The sequence below is a fragment of the Tenacibaculum sp. MAR_2009_124 genome (assembly GCF_900105455.1).
Taxonomy (GTDB): Bacteria; Bacteroidota; Bacteroidia; order Flavobacteriales; family Flavobacteriaceae; genus Polaribacter.
This window is the reverse complement of sequence record NZ_FNSF01000002.1, coordinates 47573-66261: the sequence shown is the minus strand read 5'-3', so window position 1 is coordinate 66261 and position 18689 is coordinate 47573. Positions and strand designations below refer to the sequence as shown.

Genomic DNA, 18689 nt, shown 5'->3' with positions numbered 1-18689 from the left:
ACATAAATAAAATTTAGCAATTTGAAAAATTGGCGTTGATTAAAACGATTCGTTTCTTAGTGCTTTCTTATGGTAAAGAAAAAAACAGTTCCTTTACCGAACTTACTTTCTAACCAAACTTCACCACCGTTTCTTTCAACAATTTTTCTTACCAGAGCTAGTCCAATTCCAATTGAATCTATATGTTTTTTCAATTCCAATTTCTGAAAAAGTTCGAATATTTTTCTGTGATATTTTTTTTCTATTCCTGGGCCATTATCTGAAACAGAAAACACATAACAATCAATTTCCTCAACAATATTAAGCTCAATGTACACTTTATCTTTATCGTTATGTTTTATGGCATTCTGAATTAAGTTTTGAAAAACCTGTAATAACTGAGACTCATTAAAATATACGCTTGGGAAGTTTCCCTTCATAACTATTTTACAATTTTCAGAACTATTTACCATAATAATTCTTTCTAAAAGAGAGGCTAAATTCACTTTTTCAACTTTCTTTTCTTTTTCAAGATGCAATGAATAATTTAAAATACCACTGATTAACATATCCATTTGAACCACTTGCTCCTTAATTATAAAAAGATCTTTATAAACGCCATTCATTTCTCCATTAAAATTGGTCTTTACATTCTCAGGAGAAGTTAACCATTTTGCCGAATTAAGAATACTACGAAGAGGTCGCTTTAGATCATTTGAAACCATAAAAGCAAAATCTTCTAAATCGATGTTACTTTCATATAGTTCTTTTGCCCTATTCTCTAATTCTTGAGTACGTTTCTTAATTTTCTCTCCTAACTTAGAGTTCATATCTTCCAACTTCTTTCTATGACGAAAAGTACCATTCAAAATAATAAACGAATACGTAAATATGCTTGTTGTTGAACCTAAAATTGCAAGTTCTGTTGTTGCATCCAATTCATGCGTACTTACCCTATAAATCATATGTAACAACTGAAACGCGCTAAAAAACAGTAATAAAAAGTTATTATTGATCGTAAGTATACCTCCAAACATTACGATATACGTCCCTAGTATACAATCTATTGCAAAATTATTTTCCGCAAGTGTATAGGTTAAGAAATATTGAAATGAAAAAAAGGCAAAAAACACAAACACTCCATAATGCTCAATTATCTTCTCTTTTTTTAGAAGCGGGAGTGCCCCTATTACTAAAAACAGTATAGCAAAGACACCCTTAGCATAAGGTAAAATTACTATGCTCGGATTCAAGTATAAAATCAACATGATATATAAATACAACGTTGGAGAAATTAAACGAAGTATTAAACTATTATTTCTTATCTCGAAAGACTTCAACTTCCCTAACTTCCAAAAGAAACTCTTATCCATTAAAGCTGGATTTTATGTTTAAAACCTAAAAGTTAGTGATTTAATACATAAAGAGCAACATTTGATCGACTCAAAAAAGAAACATCATTCACCCGCTATCAAAGCCTTTATTGTAAAAAAGAATGTCGTTCCCTTACCCAAGTCACTTTCTACCCAAACGTTACCCCCGTTTCTTTCAATAATTTTCTTTACAAGGGCCAAACCGATACCTATAGAGTTGATATCCGTTTTTAGCTCTAATCTTTGAAAAAGTTGAAATATCTTATCATGGTATTTTTTATCAATTCCTGGACCATTGTCAGAGACAGAAAAAACAAAGAAGTCGCCTTTATTTACAACATTTAGATTTATTGACACTCTATCTTTATCATTATGCTTAATAGCATTTTGAATCAAATTCTGAAAAACTTGTAATAACTGTGATTCATTAAAATAAACATCGGGAAACACTCCCTTCGTTTTAATATGGCAATTTTTTGAGCTATTTACCAAAATGATTCTTTCAATAAGGGAGGATAAATTGATTCTTTTTCTTTCTTTCTCTTTCTCTAAATGTAATGAATAGTTTAAAATTCCATTGATTAACAGATCCATTTGAACCACCTGCTCTTTAATAATGAGAAGATCTTGATAAATCTCTCCTTTTTCCCCCTTCATATTCTCCATTGCATCTCCTGACGGTATCAACCACTCTGATAAATTGAGTATATTCCGAAGAGGTCGCTTCAAATCGTTTGACACCATAAAAGCAAAATCTTCCAAATCCTTGTTACGCTCGTACAATTTTTTTGCTCTTATTTCCAAATCACGTGTTCGTTCACTTACCTTCTCTTCCAAAAGGTTCTTCGTATTTTCTAAACTTCTTCTATGATTAATAAATCCATTAATAATTACAAATGAATATATTAACAAAGTTATTACAGAAATTAAGATAGCATTTCCCGTAATAACATCGGGCTCACCTATTCTAAGTCTATAAAATATATGTAAGAACTGAAAAACGCTAAAATAGATAAGCAACAACCTATTATTAATAGCCAAAATTCCGCCGAACATTAAAATATAGGCACCTAATAGACAATCTAATGAGAAATCGTTTTCTGAAAGAGTATAAATTAGAAAATATTCGAATGCGAAAAAGGTAATAAAGACAAAGGTTCCATAGTAACTCAGTAATTTTCTTTTTCTCAGTAAAGGAAGCATCCCTACACCCAAAAACAACAAAGCAAACCCTTCTTTTGCAAAAGGCAATACTACTATGTTCGGATTCAAATACTGAACCAGTATTATATATATGTATAAAGTCGGAGAAATTACACGCAACAAAAAACTATTATTCCTTATTTCAAACGTATTTAATCTCCCGATTCTCATAAAAAAGTTCACACTCATTAAGATAGAAGTTTGCATTTAAATCTAAAATTTAGTGATTTAATACAAAAAGAGCTTGTTGCCTTCCATGAGATGCAAATAATTACAGATAAATAACTATTATAAGAAGATACCCTATATATCGAAACGGAGACAGGAATAAGAACCTAAAAAACATAAACAAAAGAAAAAGGCACCTCGTAGAGATGCCTTTTTAACTATTAACTAACCTTAAAACTTTATAAAGCTGCTACATGTTTAGCCAATTTAGACTTCAAGTTAGCCGCTTTATTTTTATGAATAATGTTGTTCTTCGCTAATTTATCTAGCATAGAAACAACTGACGAAAACATTCCTTCTGCTTCCTTCTTGTCTGTAAGAGCTCTTAAGTTTCTAACAGCATTACGAGTTGTTTTATGCTGATATTTATTTCTTAAGCGCTTCGTTTCGTTACTTCTTATTCTCTTTAATGCTGACTTATGATTTGCCATTTTACTTAGACGTTAATTGTTTATAAAAAACTTGTAGTCCGTACGGGAATCGAACCCGTGTTACCAGGATGAAAACCTGGCGTCCTAACCCCTAGACGAACGGACCATTTTTTTCAATCTTATTTGATTGAGGCTGCAAATATATAACTTTTTTTAATACCTACAACACTAATTTTAATTTTATCTCTTTGATAAAAAAAGCTCCGATAATGTATCCGAGCTATTAAGAACTTTTGTAGTCCGTACGGGAATCGAACCCGTGTTACCAGGATGAAAACCTGGCGTCCTAACCCCTAGACGAACGGACCATCACAATACTTATTTCGTGATTGCGGGTGCAAATATATAAACATTTTTAATTCGCACCAAACCTTTTTTAATTATTTTTTTAATAAGCTTTTGCGAACAGCACTCTCCTCTGAGAAGCATTCCCAGTTAGAACACACTTACCATCCTCATCCTTAACATCATTAGGAATACACCTAATGGTAGCTTTTGTCAAATCTTTTATTTTATCTTCAGTTTCGATAGTTCCATCCCAGTGAGCAGAAACAAAGCCTCCTTTGTTTTTTATTACCTCTTTAAACTCTTCAAAAGAGTTTACTTCAGTAATATGCTCCTCTCTATAATCTAAAGCCTTTTTATAAAGGTTCTCTTGGATTTCTTCTAATAAACTTGATATATGATCTAATAATTGATCTTGTTGCACCGTTTGCTTTTCAAATGTATCTCTTCTTGCCACCTCTGCAGTTCCGTTCTGTAAATCACGGTTTCCTATTGCTACTCTTACAGGCACTCCTTTCAACTCGTATTCTGCAAACTTTGCTCCTGGTCTCATTGTATCTCTATCATCGAATTTTACCGAAATACCTTTTGCCTTAAATTCAGCAATCAAACCGCTTATTTTATCATAAATAGCATTCAATTGATCCTCTCCTTTATATATAGGAACAATCACCACTTGAATTGGCGCTAATTTTGGAGGTAATACTAAACCTGCATCGTCAGAGTGTGTCATTATTAAACCTCCTATTAAACGCGTTGATACTCCCCATGATGTAGCCCATACATATTCCTGCTTCCCTTCTCGTGATGTATATTTTACATCAAAAGCTTTCGCAAAATTCTGCCCTAAGAAATGAGAAGTTCCCGCCTGCAAAGCCTTTCCATCTTGCATCAAGGCTTCTATAGTATAAGTTTCGTCAGCCCCAGCAAAGCGCTCACTTTCGGACTTTGCTCCTCTTACAACTGGCATTGCCATAAATTCTTCTGCAAACGTCGCGTAAACCTCTTGCATTTGCTTTGCCTCAAATAAAGCTTCACCTTTAGTTGCATGAGCTGTATGACCTTCTTGCCATAAAAATTCTGCTGTACGGAGAAATAAACGCGTACGCATTTCCCAACGAACAACATTCGCCCATTGATTTATTAACAAAGGTAAATCTCTATGAGACTGTATCCATCCTTTATAGGTATTCCATATAATTGCTTCAGAAGTTGGACGTACCACTAACTCTTCTTCTAATTTAGCATCTGGATCAACTCTCAATTTACCTTCATTATCCGGATCACTTTGCAAACGATAATGAGTAACTACAGCACACTCTTTTGCAAAGCCTTCAGCATTTTTTTCCTCTGCCTCGAATAAACTTTTGGGTACGAAAAGAGGGAAATAAGCATTCTGATGTCCTGTTTCTTTAAACATTCTATCTAATTCAGCTTGCATATTTTCCCAAATTGCAAAACCATACGGTTTAATTACCATACACCCCCTAACGGCCGATGTCTCAGCTAAATCAGCTTTAACAATCAATTCATTATACCATTTGGAATAATCTTCTCCTCTTTTTGTTAAATGTTTACTCATATTCAAAAGTTTGGCACAAAATTTGTTATTTTTTATGCGTAAATTGTACCTGCAAAACTACATTAAAAAGGCCATTAGCCCAACAAAAAACAGTTTTTTGCACAAAAAGGTAAGAGAAAAAACAAATCGTTCAAATTTAAATAAGTCCTGACATGATACTAAAATATACCAAAACCCGATTATTCTACCTAAACCTTACTTTATTGATCTTATCCATATCATTTGCTTCTTGTGGTACAACTCAAACTATAGCAAACAATGATGGGATTTATAATGATGAGCCAGCCGCTCCTGTAGAATCTCCTCAAAGAAGAGTCGTTATAGCGGATGAAGAAGCTTATCAAGATTATGAAGATAATCATTTCACTAAAGAGGTAGAAAGATTAGGTTTACTTAATGGTACCGATATTTTTACAGATATCGAAAATTATGAATCAGCTACTTCAAACGAATTTGAATCTGAAGACGACTTTGTTTCGGAAGAACCAGAAACAAGAATTGCCTACAACTCTAATGCTCCTTGGGGATATAACTCAAATGACAGCGATGTTGTAATAAATATTAACACAAATCCTAACTGGGGATGGAATACCTGGGGATGGAACGATTGGGGCTGGGGCTGGAATAACTGGGGCTATAACAATTGGCGATATGGCTGGAACGATTGGGGATATGGTTGGAACAATTGGGGATGGAATAATCGCTGGTGGAGAGGTCGTAACTGGTATGGTAACAGATGGGGGTGGAACCACTATTGCCCTCCTTATGGATATGCGTATAACAGACCTTATTACAGAAGAGGATCAAATTCTTTCCGAACAGGAATATCAAGAAGAGGTTACAACTCCGCCAGAAATTATAGCTCTAGAAGAACTACAACCTCTAGACGATCATCAAATGCTTATAGAAGTAATAGAAACTCTAGTAGACGTGTTCGTAGTGCAGGTTCAGAAGGAAGATACCGAAACGGAAATCGTAATTCTTCAAGGGTAAGATCAAGAACTGGAACTAGAACTAGAACTAGAAACTATTCAAATGGCAATCGCACCCCTTCTAGAAGTTCAAGAAGTTACAACAATAGTTCTAGAAGAACCAGAGGTAGTAGCTACTCTCCAGGGCGAAGCTCTAGTAGATCATCAGGAAGTAATTCTTCAAGATCTAGAAGTAGCAACTCTTCAAGAAGTTCATCTAACTACTCTTCATCAAGATCTTCATCACGAGGCTCTTCGAGCTACTCTCCTTCAAGAAGTAGTAGTTCTTCGAGAAGCTCTTCTTCAGGAAGAAGCTCATCTTCAAGAAGTAGCGGCTCTAGATCTAGTAGTAGAAGACGATAAAAAATACAGAAACCACAACTTATAAAAACAATTATTAACCTTAGCATACAGTCTTTATCTTTAGAGGGGTTTATTACTTATGCTTAGAATTGAACAGACTTATTTTAAGCCTGATTCAAACTTAAAAAATTAAAATAATGAAAAGATTATTAGCATTAGGAGTGCTGTTAGGCGCTTCGTTAAATTCATTTTCGCAATCGTTAAACTATAATGATTTAGGACTCTTATTTTCTCAAGATGATAACTATGGAACAGCTAGATTTGAGGCTATGAGCGGAGCTTTTGGTGCTCTTGGAGGAGACGTTTCTGCTTTTGGAATTAATCCAGCAGGTAGTGCTGTCGCAACATCGAGCAGTGCCTCTGTTACGCTAAGCAATAAAAACACCGATTATGCTTCATTATACTATGGCAGTTCTTCGAATTCAGTAAATGATTCTTTTAATCTATCACAAGCTGGAGCCATTTTAACTTTTGAAACCAATTCTAACGATTGGGATAGAGTTGCCTTTACTGCAAATTACAGAATAAAGAGTGACTATAGTTCTTTTTACCGGGTGAGAGGAAATAGTCAGATTTTACCATACAATCAGGAACACTTAGATGATACAGGAAATCCAAAAGTTCAATTTAATGGTTCAATTGAACAAGATTTTTCAGCAGAAAAAAGAGGTCAATCAAGTGTAATGAACTTTGGTTTTTCTGCGGTTCATCAAAGTAAATTATTCATTGGGGGATCTCTTAACTTCCATGATATTGATTTTAACCGAATTTCTCGCTTAAGAGAATTAAATGATGATGTTAATGGTAATGTACTCGTTGCCGACAACCTAATTGACACTTATGTTCAAGGAAATGGATTTTCTTTAAGTTTAGGGTTTATCTATAAATTCAATCAAAACGTAAGACTTGGACTAGCATATGAAACTCCAACTTGGTATAATGAAATAACTGAAGATTTCTTCGATGATTTAACTCATGGAGCTGTTGATAATTTAGGTTTTGATAAAGTTACTGCTATCCCTATTGAAGAAGGAGCTATTTACCGATTTAGAACTAATAGCAGAATTACCGCGAGTGGTGCATATATCTTTGGAAAACAAGGTTTAATTAGTTTTGACTACACCTATAAAGATTATCAAAATTTAAAATATAGAGAAAATGACTCATCTTTTATTGATGCAAACCAAAACTTTGCTACTGATTACAGAGCAACTCACTCTTTAAACATAGGTACAGAATGGCGCTTTGATAGGTTAAGTTTAAGAGGTGGGTATCATTATTCTAAAAACCCTAACCTTTTGGCTGCTCTTGGAGGAAGTGTAAATGACGATAATGTAAGAGGGTTTTCGGCCGGTTTAGGCTACAATTTCGGGAATATGAAAATTGATTTGTCTTATAGTAAATTCGAAAACAGAGAATTTGAAACTCTATATAATTTAGGAGATATTATGCTCGATAACGATACTTCAAGAGTTTCAGGAACTCTTACCATTAACCTGTAAAACTTAAGAGAACTTAAGTTAAAAATAAGAACACAAACAGGCTCGTAATTACGAGCCTGTTTGTGTTCTTATTTCTCAGTTTTTTACCGTAATTTTGCATTTCATTTAATTAGATATGGATTCAATTACAATAAACATACAAGAAACTAATAATGAAACTATAATTAAATTTGTAAGTAGTACAATTTTAATTAATGGTGGAAGTTATGAATACAATAATATTGATGAAGCTAAAAACTCACCGTTAGCTCAGCAATTATTCTATTTACCTTTTGTAAAGAAGGTATTTGTAACTGCGAATTTTATTGCAATTCAGCGCTATGATATTGTTGAATGGGATGATGTTGCTGATGGAGTTAAGGAACAAATTGAAACCTATCTTCAAAAGGGTGAATCTGTAGTTACAGAAAATACTGTAAAGAAAGACCCTATTGAAGTTTATGCTGAAGTAACACCAAATCCAAGTGTTATGAAGTTTGGAACAAACAAAGCACTTACTCAAACGGACGTAGAATTAAAAAACATCGATGATGCGAGTAAATCCTCTCCCCTTGCGCAAGAACTCTTTAGCTTTCCTTTTGTAAAAGAAATATTTATTTCTGAAAACTACATTTCAATTATGAAATATGATATGGTTGAATGGAATGAAGTTTACCACGATGTACGTGCTTTTATAAGAAATTACCTTTTAGAAGGTAAAACCATAATATCAAAACTACCTGAAACTCAAGAAGACGCTAAGGTTCAAATTGAAGAAAAAGTAAATCTTTCAGAAACCGAAGCCAAAATTGTAGATATTCTTAACGAATATATCAAACCTGCTGTTGCTTCCGACGGAGGAAATATCGCCTTTAAATCTTATGACACGTCTACAAAACAAGTTAATGTTATTTTACAAGGAGCTTGTAGCGGATGTCCTTCATCTACCATTACTTTAAAAAACGGCATAGAAACTATGCTAAAAGAAATGCTACCGAACCAGGTTAACGAAGTAGTTGCTATAAACGGATAATCTAAAGCCATTTTATGTCTGAACAAATAAAACCCTATAAAGACTCCGAGTTAGGAAAGAAAGAGCAAGTTGCTCAAATGTTTGATAACATCTCTAAAGACTACGATGGTTTAAATCGTGTAATATCTTTGGGAATTGATGTAAGCTGGAGAAAAAAAGTGGTGAAACTTATAGGAGAGAACTCTCCTAAGCAAATTTTAGATATCGCCACTGGAACAGGTGATTTAGCTTTAATGATGACCAAATTAAATCCTGATAGAATTGTTGGATTAGATATTTCTGAAGGAATGTTAGAAGTTGGTAGAACAAAAATTGATAAAGCCAATTTATCTAACAAAATCAAAATGGTTGTTGGAGACAGTGAGAATATCCCTTTTGAGGATAATACATTTGATGCCATCACCGTTTCCTTCGGTGTAAGAAATTTTGAAAACCTAGATAAAGGATTAAAAGAAATATTAAGAGTATTAAAACCTGGAGGAAGGTTCGTCGTTTTAGAGACATCAAATCCAACCAAGTTCCCATTCAAACAAGGGTATAAACTTTACACTAATTTCATTTTACCTGTGATAGGTAAATTGTTCTCAAAAGATAAAGTTGCTTACTCTTATTTATCAGAAAGTGCAAATTCTTTTCCTTTTGGAGAAGCCTTCAACAATATTTTACAAAAAAATGGGTTTAAAGATGCAAAGAATTTACCCGTAACCTTTGGTGTTGCATCAATATATACCGCTTTTAAATAATATGATAAGAAGATTTTTAGTACTCGCAATACTGTTTAGTACAATTTTTACGTCATTTGGTCAGAGAGAGAAAGTTCTGAATCTTCCAAGTTTTGACAAACCTTTGTTTCATTATGGTTTTTATTTAGGTTTAAATAATAATGAATATAAAGCTTCATACAAACCTAGCTTTGTAAACAACCCTCAGGTTGAAGTGCAAACCTCGGTTGGTTTTAATGTTGGGCTAATAGGAGATTTAAGACTGCATAATAATTTAAACTTACGTTTTGAACCAGGACTAATGTCAAATACCAAAACACTTGTTTTTAATCATATGCCTGAAGCAAATGAAAATCGAAGAACAAGAGAAGTTGGAGCCACCTTTCTTCACCTTCCTCTTATACTAAAAGCAAGTACTAATCGAATTAACAACGTAAGGCCTTACGTCTTAGGAGGGATATCTTATGATTATAATTTTTCCAGTAATGAAAATAATAGTGACGATAACTTTGCTGGGAATTTCCGAACGAAGACAAGTAATTTTATGTACGAAATAGGAATAGGTATTGACTTATATTTAAACTATTTTAAGCTTTCTCCTTCTATTCGCGGTGTTTTTGCTATTAACAACGAATTAATATATGACAACAGCACAAACAGTCCATGGACGGATCCAATAGACTTCCTTGGAACAAGAGGTGTTTTCTTACATCTTGCCTTTGAGTAAAGACTTAGAAATAAAAGCAGGTTAATCTTCAATTAGCTTCTAAAATCACACATATTCATATAAAAATAATGGCTTTCACAAAAAATGAAAGCCATTATTTTTATCGAAGATTAATATTTTTATTGAACAGAAACCCCAGAGTTCATCCCATGTATTATGTATTGTGATAAATCCTTTTCAAACAGGTTATAGCAAATTAAAAAATTGAAATAATAATTGTACAACAGTATTTTTATATAGAAAATGAAAAAGGCTATCAATTAAGATAGCCTTTCGAATATGTAAAGTTAACCTTCACTTATTAGATAGAAGTCCCCCGAAATCTATCTCGTGTATTGTTATGACACATTATTTTCTAACAGGTCACATGAATTAAAAAATTGAAGTTATAATTGTAAAGTGATATTTTTTTTACAGAAAATGAAAAAGGCTATCAATTAAGATAGCCTTTCGAATATGTAAAGTTTAACCTTCACTTATTAGATAGAAGTCCCCCGAAATCTATCGTTAACTCTTTGTTTCAATTTCATTAATATCATTCTGATAGATACGCAAATATATATATTTTTTTTTACTTCTTAAATACTATTTTATTGTCTACCACATCCTTAATAGGTAAAATCACTTTTCCGTCCTTAGTATTTAGCGTAATACATATGTTATCGATTGCGGAAACTACACCTTCAATTTCGCCAATTACAACATGCTCTCCAATCCCTATATTTTTTCTCGAATAATACCCAAAAAGCAATCTTCCAACAGCATCCCTTGCCCCTAAACCAAAGGCTATTGTAAAGGCGGCTAGTATAGAACCAATAAGTAATGTTAAATTACTTTTTATAATTGATGTATCTACGCCTGCTTGATCTAAAGCTGTTATCGATAAAAATACTACAATTAAGTAAAAAGCAATATTTCCAACTAAGTTCCCTCCTGAAAGTTCCAAGGACTTAAACATAGATTGAATTGCTTTTTTCACCATAGTTCCTAAATAAGCTCCTGCCACAAAAATTCCAAGAGCTGTTAAGAGCTTAGGCAAATAAGCGAAGAAACTTTTAATCCCGCTAGACACTCCGTCTAGCCCAAAGATTTCCGCTCCAACCATTACAAATATAAATATCAAGAACCATTTTAAAACGGCCAATATTACATTGGTTAGAACGATATTAATCGTAGTATCTCCAAAAATTTGAGTGCTACTTAACTTTTTCGACCATTCATCAATTTTAGTTTTCGCTAAAGCTTTTCTTACAATATATAAGAACAGCTTAATCACCAACCAAGAACCAACGACAAAAGCTATAAAGCCTGCTACCTTTGGTAATGATTTAACAACGCCGTCAAATGTATCCCTGAATGGTTTTAAAATGTTTTCTTGCAATGGAATCATGATAGTATTAGTTTAGTTTATGAAATTAATCATTTTCTTTTTTGTCTTCTTTATCAATATTATTAGAAGATCGTGAACCTCCACCATTAAGTAAGTCGGCAATTGCATTAGGGTACTTTACAACAAATAAATCAGCCACGTCAATAGAAAGTTTTATCATTGCCACATCATTCAATACTTTTTCTCTAAGTACATCTGGCAATTCTTCGTTATGTAATATTTTCTTAAATGGATTATCCATGATAATTACAATTCGTTATACGTTTCTATGACTTTCGCCTTTGCTCGTTTTAATCGCATTTTTACTGCGCTTTCTCCCAATTCTAATGACCCTGCTATTTCTTTTATACTCATATCATCTTGATATTTCATTAATAAAATCATTTTTTCAGCAGGAGAGATTAGTTCAAGTGCCTTCGCAAGCTTATCTGATTTTAACTCAAATAAAGTTGCATCATCAATTTCATCTAAACCACTATCCTCTTCCTTTATTTGATCGGTTACAACGGTAACTCTTTCTTTCTTTTTTGCACTATTACGCTGTACATAATTTACACAAAAATTATAGGTAAAAGAATATAACCAGGTCGAAAATTTCGATCTCCCTTTAAAGGTACGCAATTTTACAAATAAGCGTATAAAAAGATCATGCGTTAAATCTTGTGCTTCTTCTTTATTTTTAGAAAAACCATAACACTTATTATACACAAGACCAGCGTAACGATCGTATAAAATAGCAAATAAATGAGTATCATTTTTCTCTACTATCTTCTCAATCAGCTCTTCGTCGCTCATTTTTGTAACATCAATACTCTTCAACGGCTAAGTTCAGTTAATGTTTATTTAGACTTTGTTTTTTAAGACACATATTTTTCTTAATGGTCACTTTCTTATTTTTGACTAAATCAAATTTAACAAATCTTTAACAAGGGAGAAACTTTTTTTAAAAAAAATAAAAACTTTTGTAACATTTACTTCAAATGCTACGTATAAGTAAGTAAAGAGCAATAGATAATTAATAAAAACACAGGCCTTATTACATGAGACAACTTAAGATTACAAAACAGGTTACCAATAGGGAAACCGCCTCACTAGACAAGTATTTACAGGAGATTGGAAAGGTAGATTTAATTACCGCAGATGAAGAAGTAGAATTAGCACAGCGAATAAAGGCAGGTGACCAAAGAGCGTTAGAAAAATTAACTAAAGCTAACCTTCGTTTTGTGGTATCAGTTGCTAAACAATATCAAAATCAAGGTTTAACACTACCTGACTTAATTAATGAAGGTAATTTAGGATTAATTAAAGCTGCGAAGCGTTTTGATGAAACTCGTGGATTTAAATTTATCTCTTATGCCGTTTGGTGGATTCGTCAATCGATTTTACAAGCTCTAGCTGAACAATCGCGTATTGTACGTTTACCATTAAATAAAATTGGTTCTATTAACAAGATCAATAAAATGTATGCTTTCTTAGAGCAAGAAAATGAGCGTCCTCCTAGTGCCGAGGAAATTGCGAAGAAGCTTGACATGACAGTAAACGATGTTAAAGAATCAATGAAAAATTCTGGTCGTCACGTATCTATGGATGCTCCACTAATTGAAGGAGAAGATTCAAACCTATATGACGTTTTAAATTCTGGTGAGTCACCAAACCCAGACAAAACATTATTACATGAATCATTACGTATTGAAATTAACCGTGCATTAGAAACCTTAACTCCACGTGAAGCTGACGTTGTAAAATTATACTTTGGTTTAGGAGAGCACCAACCAATGACTTTGGAAGAAATCGGTGAAACTTTTGATTTAACACGTGAGCGTGTTCGTCAAATTAAGGAAAAAGCTATTAGAAGGCTTAAACACACATCTCGTAGTAAGATTTTAATGACTTATTTAGGTTAATTTTTCTATTAATAATATATTTACAGCAACAAATAGTTATCATAACTATTCGTTTTTTGATTAATGAAGGAAAACTCTCAATTTTGAGAGTTTTCTTCGTTTTAGAACAATATAATAGTGTTTCAAAATCCTTCAATATTCTCTATTATATTTTTAAGAATTTTCAAATGAAAAAATTCATGTACTTTTGCGGCATAAACAACACAACAATTTTTATTTAAATGGAAAAACTTATTGCTCCTTCAGTTTTAGCAGCTGATTTTGGAAATCTACAAAGAGATGTAGAGATGGTGAACGAAAGTAAAGCTGATTGGTTTCATATAGATATTATGGATGGCGTTTTCGTACCAAATATTTCGTTTGGAATGCCTGTTTTAAAATCTATTTCTGCACATGCAAAAAAGACTATTGATGTACACTTAATGATCGTTGATCCTGACAGATACATCGATACTTTCGCAGATTTAGGTGCCGATATATTAACTGTGCACTACGAAGCTTGTACTCACCTACATAGAACAGTACAAGCAATAAAAACAGCAGGAATGAAAGCTGGTGTAGCTTTAAACCCACACACGCCTATTGCTGTTTTAGAAGACATTATAGCTGACTTAGATTTAGTTTGTATTATGAGTGTAAATCCAGGTTTTGGAGGCCAGTCATTTATCGAAAATACTTATAAGAAAGTAAGTCAATTAAAACACTTAATTGAGTTCAATAATGCTTCAACCCTAATTGAAATTGATGGAGGTGTTACTGATAAAAATGCAAATCAATTAATTGAAGCTGGAGCCGATGTATTAGTTGCTGGAAGTTTTGTATTTAAAAGCGAAAACCCTATTGGAACTATTGAAAGTTTGAAAGCGATAGTGAATTAATCACATGACACACATAAAAGAAAAGCAGTAAGAAAATCTTACTGCTTTTTTTGTTCAACTAGTTGAACTGTTCTAAAAGAAAATATATCAAATCTGTTGTTGTTACTATTCCTACTAAATCACCTCCTTCAATTACCGGTAATGCGTGAAATTCTTTTTTAGACAGTATTTCTGCTACTTCTTTTATAGTATTTGTAGGACTTACAGTTACTAAGTTTTTAGCCATTACTTGTTCTATCGTGAACATGTTATAAACTACCGTATCTACATCACTTTCGTCTTCATCAATAGCATCGGCAAAGCTAATTCTTAACAAATCAGTATAACTCAACATCCCCACAATTGTACGTCCACTAACTACTGGAATATGTCTTATATTATGTTCTTTAAATAATTTTTCAGCAGTAGTTAAATCATCCGTTTTATTCAGAGTAATTACATTCTTACTCATTATAACTGATATTGATGTTCTTTTCTTCATGATAATAATTGATTTTAATTTTAATCTCTATCTCAAATTTCTAAAAATGTTAGCCGTGAAATACTGATATTTATCATTAAAAGAATTGTTTTATTTTCTTATTATATTAGGTATCTTTACTTGTAATACAACAATTTATTTTACTTATTAAAATCGTTTACCCTTGATAGAAGAATTAAAATTTAATTACGGCTATTTATTTGAAGAAGATTTACTAAACGAAATATATTCAATCGGTATCTATAAAGAGTTTGAATTAAATACAACCATCATTGATACGAATAGCTATATCGTTTCAATTCCGCTACTTTTAGAAGGTGCTATTAAAATTTTAAGAGAAGATGAAAACGGAGATGAGTTAGTTTTATACTATCTTGAAAAAGGTGATACCTGTGCCATTACGCTTTCTTGTTGTGTTGGACAAACTAAAAGTAAGATTAGAGCAGTTACTGAAACTGATGTAAAATTACTTATGATTCCTAAAGAAAAAATGAGCGATTGGTTGAGTAAATACAAAACCTGGCAAGAGTTTATCTTACAAAGCTACCACAATAGATTACAGGAATTTATTGAAGCTGTAGACACCATTGCTTTTTTAAACATGGATCAACGCTTGTTTAAATACCTACGAGATAAAGCTCTAGTAAACCACAACCAATCTATTAACGTAACTCATCAAGAAATCGCGAACGACATGCATACTTCTCGTGTCGTTGTCTCAAGACTTCTTAAATCTCTGGAAAAACAGGGAAAAATTAAACTACAACGTAATTTAATACAAGTACTCGAAATATAGTATAAATAGCTAAAGTTTTCTTAAATAATTTAGACGTGTAACTTTTGTTACATAAGCTATTTTTTAATACCGCTACATTTACTTAACTACTTAAAATATCAAGAAAAAAATCGATTTAATTGTATTTTATATTAGGTATTATAACGTAAGTTTTAAAGAAGAGTTTCCCCTTAATTCTTTCTAAAAAATAAGAGTAAATTGTATCTCAGCATTACAGTTTATAGTAAAGAGGTTTTTCTCTTGAACCCGTTAACTTTCCTCTAAGTAAAAAAACATCTAATGTAGTATTACATTAGATGTTTTTATTTTTCTCCATAAAAAACCCTTGAAAACATCAAGGGTTTATAAATTCAACTTGCGACCCAGGAAGGACTCGAACCCTCATCGTCAGAGCCGAAATCTGATGTTCTATCCAATTGAACTACAAGGTCATCATTTCCTAAAAAGCTTTAGAAAACTAATTTGAAAGTTTATTTTTAACAATTGCAGAAATTGTTTTACCATCCGCACTACCCGCCAATTGCTTTGAAGCCATTCCCATCACTTTACCCATATCTTTCATTCCTTCCGCTCCAATATTTGCAATTATATCTATAACTACTTTTTCTATTTCCTCTTCACTTAAAGCTTCTGGTAAAAATTGTTCCAAAATCTCTGCTTCTGCCAATTCAGGCTCGGCTAAATCAGTTCTTCCTTGTTCACTAAAAACAACTGCACTATCCTTTCGTTGCTTTACTTGCTTTTGAACGATTTTCAACTCTTCCTGATCTGTTAATTCACCATCACGAGCTTCAGTATTCGCAAGCATAAAAGCTGACTTTAGGGCTCTTAATGCTGTTAAAGCTACAGTATCTTTCGACTTCATAGCTTCTTTCATTTTTTGGGTTATTTCCTTTTGAATACTCATATTGAAAGTTTTATACAACCTTTTAGGGTAATTTATTAATCTACGTTATCGTGTAAAAAAGAATTATTCGAACGCAATAAATCGTCTTTATCATTATTTAAAGCCTTATCACTCTTACTAATATCCTTATTCGCATCGATATCAACTCCTAATCTCTTGTAAGCAGGTTGGCGTTCAATTTCATCAATATTTTTGCTTACTTGATCAGCAAATTTATAATTGAATCCCTTCATTTTTTCACGTCTCTCCTCCGCTCTTTTCTGCAATTCAGATATCGTCAAACTTAAAGGAGAAGCCTCATCATTCAAACTTTCAGATGATGCATCTTCATTACTCTTAGTTTTTACTTCAAAATTTAAAGACTCGTCCTCTTCTTTATTGATTATTGGGGTAGAACTTTTTCCAATAGTAGGTTCTGCACTAAAATCATCTAATACATAACGTTTATGAACTTCTTTATTCGGATTTAAAACCTCCGCTTCCACTTCTATATTTTTTATCTTCTCAGTGGTTTCAACAATACTACTTGTTGGTTTAATTTCTTCATAAGAATTTAAAGGTAAATCAAACAATAGATCTTGCTGAATGTATTCTTGCTTTGGTTCTTTTACTTCCTTTTTTGTTTCTGATGCATTCGTAATGATAAAATCATCTTCAGAAATTGATCCTATAGAAATTTCATCATAAATAACATTAATATTCTTAATAGCGTCGGTTGTAGGAATAAGATTGATCTCTGGTTTTCTTTCTACCTTTTCTTCCCCCAAGACATGCACTACCTTTTGATCGGTCTTTTGAGTTAAAGGCTCATCAATCGTTGGTGCTTTCTCTACCTTTCTTTCCTCAAAACTATACGTTGCTTTTTGCTCATCTTCTAAAGTGTGAACAATTTTCTTAATCTCTGTATTAGAAATATCACCTTGCTGATCAGCTGTAAAACCAGTAGCCACTATCGTCAATGAAATTCCATCTTCTAAAGATTCGTCTTCACCAATACCCATGATGATGTTGGCATCAAAACCAGCCTCTTCTTGAATATAATCATTAATTTCTCCGATCTCATCTAATGTTACTTCATTCGCTCCAGAAACTATTAGTAATAATACGTTTTTGGCTCCAGTAATTTTATTATCGTTTAATAATGGTGAATCTAGTGCTTTAATAATAGCATTTTTCGCTCTATTAGCTCCTGCTTCCTTCGCAGACCCCATTATTGCCGTTCCACTATTAGACAACACTGTTCTGGCATCATGTAAATCGATGTTTTGTTTATAGTGATGCGTAATTACTTCTGCAATACCTTTAGCCGCAGTTGCTAAAACTTCATCTGCTTTTGAGAATCCCGCTTTAAAACCAAGGTTACCATAAACTTCACGTAATTTATTATTATTGATTACGATAAGTGAATCTACATGACTTCTTAGCTCATCAATCCCCAGTTGAGCTTGCTTTGAGCGCATTCGTCCTTCAAACTGAAATGGCATTGTAACGATTCCTACTGTTAGGATATCCATATCCTTTGCAATTTTTGCAATAATCGGAGCCGCTCCAGTACCTGTACCACCACCCATTCCAGCAGTTATAAACACCATTTTCGTATGGGTATTTAACATCTGTTGAATCTCTTGAATACTTTCAGCCGCTGCCTGTGCTCCAACTTCGGGATTTGCACCTGCTCCTAATCCTGAGGTGAGATGTGCCCCTAATTGAATTTTATTTGGTATTGGGCTATTTTCTAGGGCTTGAGCATCGGTATTACAAATTACGAAGTCTACTCCGTGAATTTGCTTGTTGTACATGTGATTTACAGCATTGCTCCCTCCCCCACCAACACCGATAACTTTAATGGCGTTAGATTGTGTTTTAGGCATGTCGAATGAAATGTTATCAAATTCTGCGCTCATAATAACTTTCCTTTTAATGGTTATGATTTAATTTAACTCCTATTGGGGACA

The 18689-nt window shown here is 32.9% G+C and carries 18 protein-coding genes and 3 tRNA genes; 8 read left to right on the top strand and 13 right to left on the bottom strand.

From position 1 onward, the window contains the following. Positions 1-56 precede the first annotated feature (56 nt). The 6 genes from BLW23_RS06815 to proS form a co-directional block, all read right to left on the bottom strand. Positions 57-1352 (bottom strand): sensor histidine kinase, encoded by a 1296-nt coding sequence (locus BLW23_RS06815; protein WP_093668517.1) that lies wholly within the window; start codon positions 1350-1352, stop codon positions 57-59. Positions 1353-1436: 84 nt separating this feature from the next. After that, complete coding sequence (locus BLW23_RS06810; protein ID WP_255362758.1) at positions 1437-2624, bottom strand: sensor histidine kinase; 1188 nt, start codon at positions 2622-2624, stop codon at positions 1437-1439. 338 nt (positions 2625-2962) lie between these two features. Next, positions 2963-3214 (bottom strand): 30S ribosomal protein S20, encoded by a 252-nt coding sequence (gene rpsT / locus BLW23_RS06805; RefSeq protein ID WP_093668516.1) that lies wholly within the window; start codon positions 3212-3214, stop codon positions 2963-2965. 34 nt (positions 3215-3248) lie between these two features. Continuing rightward, positions 3249-3320 (bottom strand) — tRNA-Glu (locus BLW23_RS06800). A 130-nt stretch (positions 3321-3450) separates the two neighbouring features. Beyond that, a tRNA-Glu gene (locus BLW23_RS06795) sits at positions 3451-3522 on the bottom strand. An 80-nt stretch (positions 3523-3602) separates the two neighbouring features. Then, positions 3603-5081, bottom strand: a complete 1479-nt coding sequence (proS, locus tag BLW23_RS06790) for a proline--tRNA ligase (RefSeq protein WP_093668515.1) — start codon at positions 5079-5081, stop codon at positions 3603-3605. A gap of 152 nt (positions 5082-5233) precedes the next feature. Here proS and BLW23_RS06785 point away from each other — a divergent pair, with 152 nt between their 5' ends. The 5 genes from BLW23_RS06785 (at position 5234) to BLW23_RS06765 (ending at position 10378) form a co-directional block, all read left to right on the top strand. Further along, complete coding sequence (locus BLW23_RS06785; protein WP_093668514.1) at positions 5234-6415, top strand: hypothetical protein; 1182 nt, start codon at positions 5234-5236, stop codon at positions 6413-6415. Positions 6416-6552: 137 nt separating this feature from the next. Further along, positions 6553-7917, top strand: coding sequence for an OmpP1/FadL family transporter (locus BLW23_RS06780; protein WP_093668513.1), 1365 nt, complete (start codon positions 6553-6555; stop codon positions 7915-7917). 115 nt (positions 7918-8032) lie between these two features. Further along, the gene (locus BLW23_RS06775) at positions 8033-8929 is read left to right on the top strand and encodes a NifU family protein (protein ID WP_093668512.1); all 897 of its coding nucleotides are present in this window, start codon (positions 8033-8035) and stop codon (positions 8927-8929) included. Positions 8930-8943: 14 nt separating this feature from the next. Next, positions 8944-9672, top strand: a complete 729-nt coding sequence (gene ubiE / locus BLW23_RS06770) for a bifunctional demethylmenaquinone methyltransferase/2-methoxy-6-polyprenyl-1,4-benzoquinol methylase UbiE (protein ID WP_093668511.1) — start codon at positions 8944-8946, stop codon at positions 9670-9672. 1 nt (position 9673) lies between these two features. Then, complete coding sequence (locus BLW23_RS06765; RefSeq protein ID WP_093668510.1) at positions 9674-10378, top strand: type IX secretion/gliding motility protein PorT/SprT; 705 nt, start codon at positions 9674-9676, stop codon at positions 10376-10378. A gap of 571 nt (positions 10379-10949) precedes the next feature. On the opposite strand, the gene BLW23_RS06760 is transcribed toward BLW23_RS06765, so the two are convergent. The 3 genes from BLW23_RS06760 to BLW23_RS06750 are packed head-to-tail and all read right to left on the bottom strand — an operon-like array spanning position 10950 to position 12563. Next, the gene (locus BLW23_RS06760) at positions 10950-11768 is read right to left on the bottom strand and encodes a mechanosensitive ion channel family protein (RefSeq protein ID WP_093668509.1); all 819 of its coding nucleotides are present in this window, start codon (positions 11766-11768) and stop codon (positions 10950-10952) included. A gap of 25 nt (positions 11769-11793) precedes the next feature. Continuing rightward, positions 11794-12009, bottom strand: coding sequence for a hypothetical protein (locus BLW23_RS06755; RefSeq protein WP_093668508.1), 216 nt, complete (start codon positions 12007-12009; stop codon positions 11794-11796). A gap of 5 nt (positions 12010-12014) precedes the next feature. Next, positions 12015-12563 (bottom strand): RNA polymerase sigma factor, encoded by a 549-nt coding sequence (locus BLW23_RS06750; RefSeq protein WP_093668507.1) that lies wholly within the window; start codon positions 12561-12563, stop codon positions 12015-12017. A 245-nt stretch (positions 12564-12808) separates the two neighbouring features. On the opposite strand from BLW23_RS06750, the gene BLW23_RS06745 reads away from it, so the two are divergent. Next, on the top strand, positions 12809-13672 hold the full coding sequence (locus BLW23_RS06745) for a sigma-70 family RNA polymerase sigma factor (RefSeq protein WP_028891227.1): 864 nt from the start codon (positions 12809-12811) through the stop codon (positions 13670-13672). A 221-nt stretch (positions 13673-13893) separates the two neighbouring features. Continuing rightward, positions 13894-14550: a ribulose-phosphate 3-epimerase gene (gene rpe / locus BLW23_RS06740; RefSeq protein ID WP_093668506.1), complete on the top strand. Its 657-nt coding sequence runs from the start codon at positions 13894-13896 to the stop codon at positions 14548-14550. A gap of 58 nt (positions 14551-14608) precedes the next feature. On the opposite strand, the gene BLW23_RS06735 is transcribed toward rpe, so the two are convergent. Further along, entirely contained in the window at positions 14609-15031 is a 423-nt protein-coding gene (locus BLW23_RS06735; protein ID WP_093668505.1) for a CBS domain-containing protein, read from the bottom strand. Positions 15032-15194: 163 nt separating this feature from the next. On the opposite strand from BLW23_RS06735, the gene BLW23_RS06730 reads away from it, so the two are divergent. After that, a complete protein-coding gene (locus BLW23_RS06730; protein WP_093668504.1) occupies positions 15195-15827 on the top strand; it encodes a Crp/Fnr family transcriptional regulator in 633 nt (210 codons plus the stop codon). Positions 15828-16185: 358 nt separating this feature from the next. Here BLW23_RS06730 and BLW23_RS06725 read toward each other — a convergent pair. From BLW23_RS06725 to ftsZ, 3 genes are all read right to left on the bottom strand, one after another. Further along, positions 16186-16258: transfer RNA gene (locus BLW23_RS06725), tRNA-Arg, on the bottom strand. Between the two features lie 26 nt (positions 16259-16284). Next, complete coding sequence (locus BLW23_RS06720) at positions 16285-16734, bottom strand: GatB/YqeY domain-containing protein (protein ID WP_093668503.1); 450 nt, start codon at positions 16732-16734, stop codon at positions 16285-16287. 35 nt (positions 16735-16769) lie between these two features. Next, positions 16770-18638: a cell division protein FtsZ gene (ftsZ, locus tag BLW23_RS06715; protein WP_093668502.1), complete on the bottom strand. Its 1869-nt coding sequence runs from the start codon at positions 18636-18638 to the stop codon at positions 16770-16772. Positions 18639-18689: the final 51 nt, after the last annotated feature.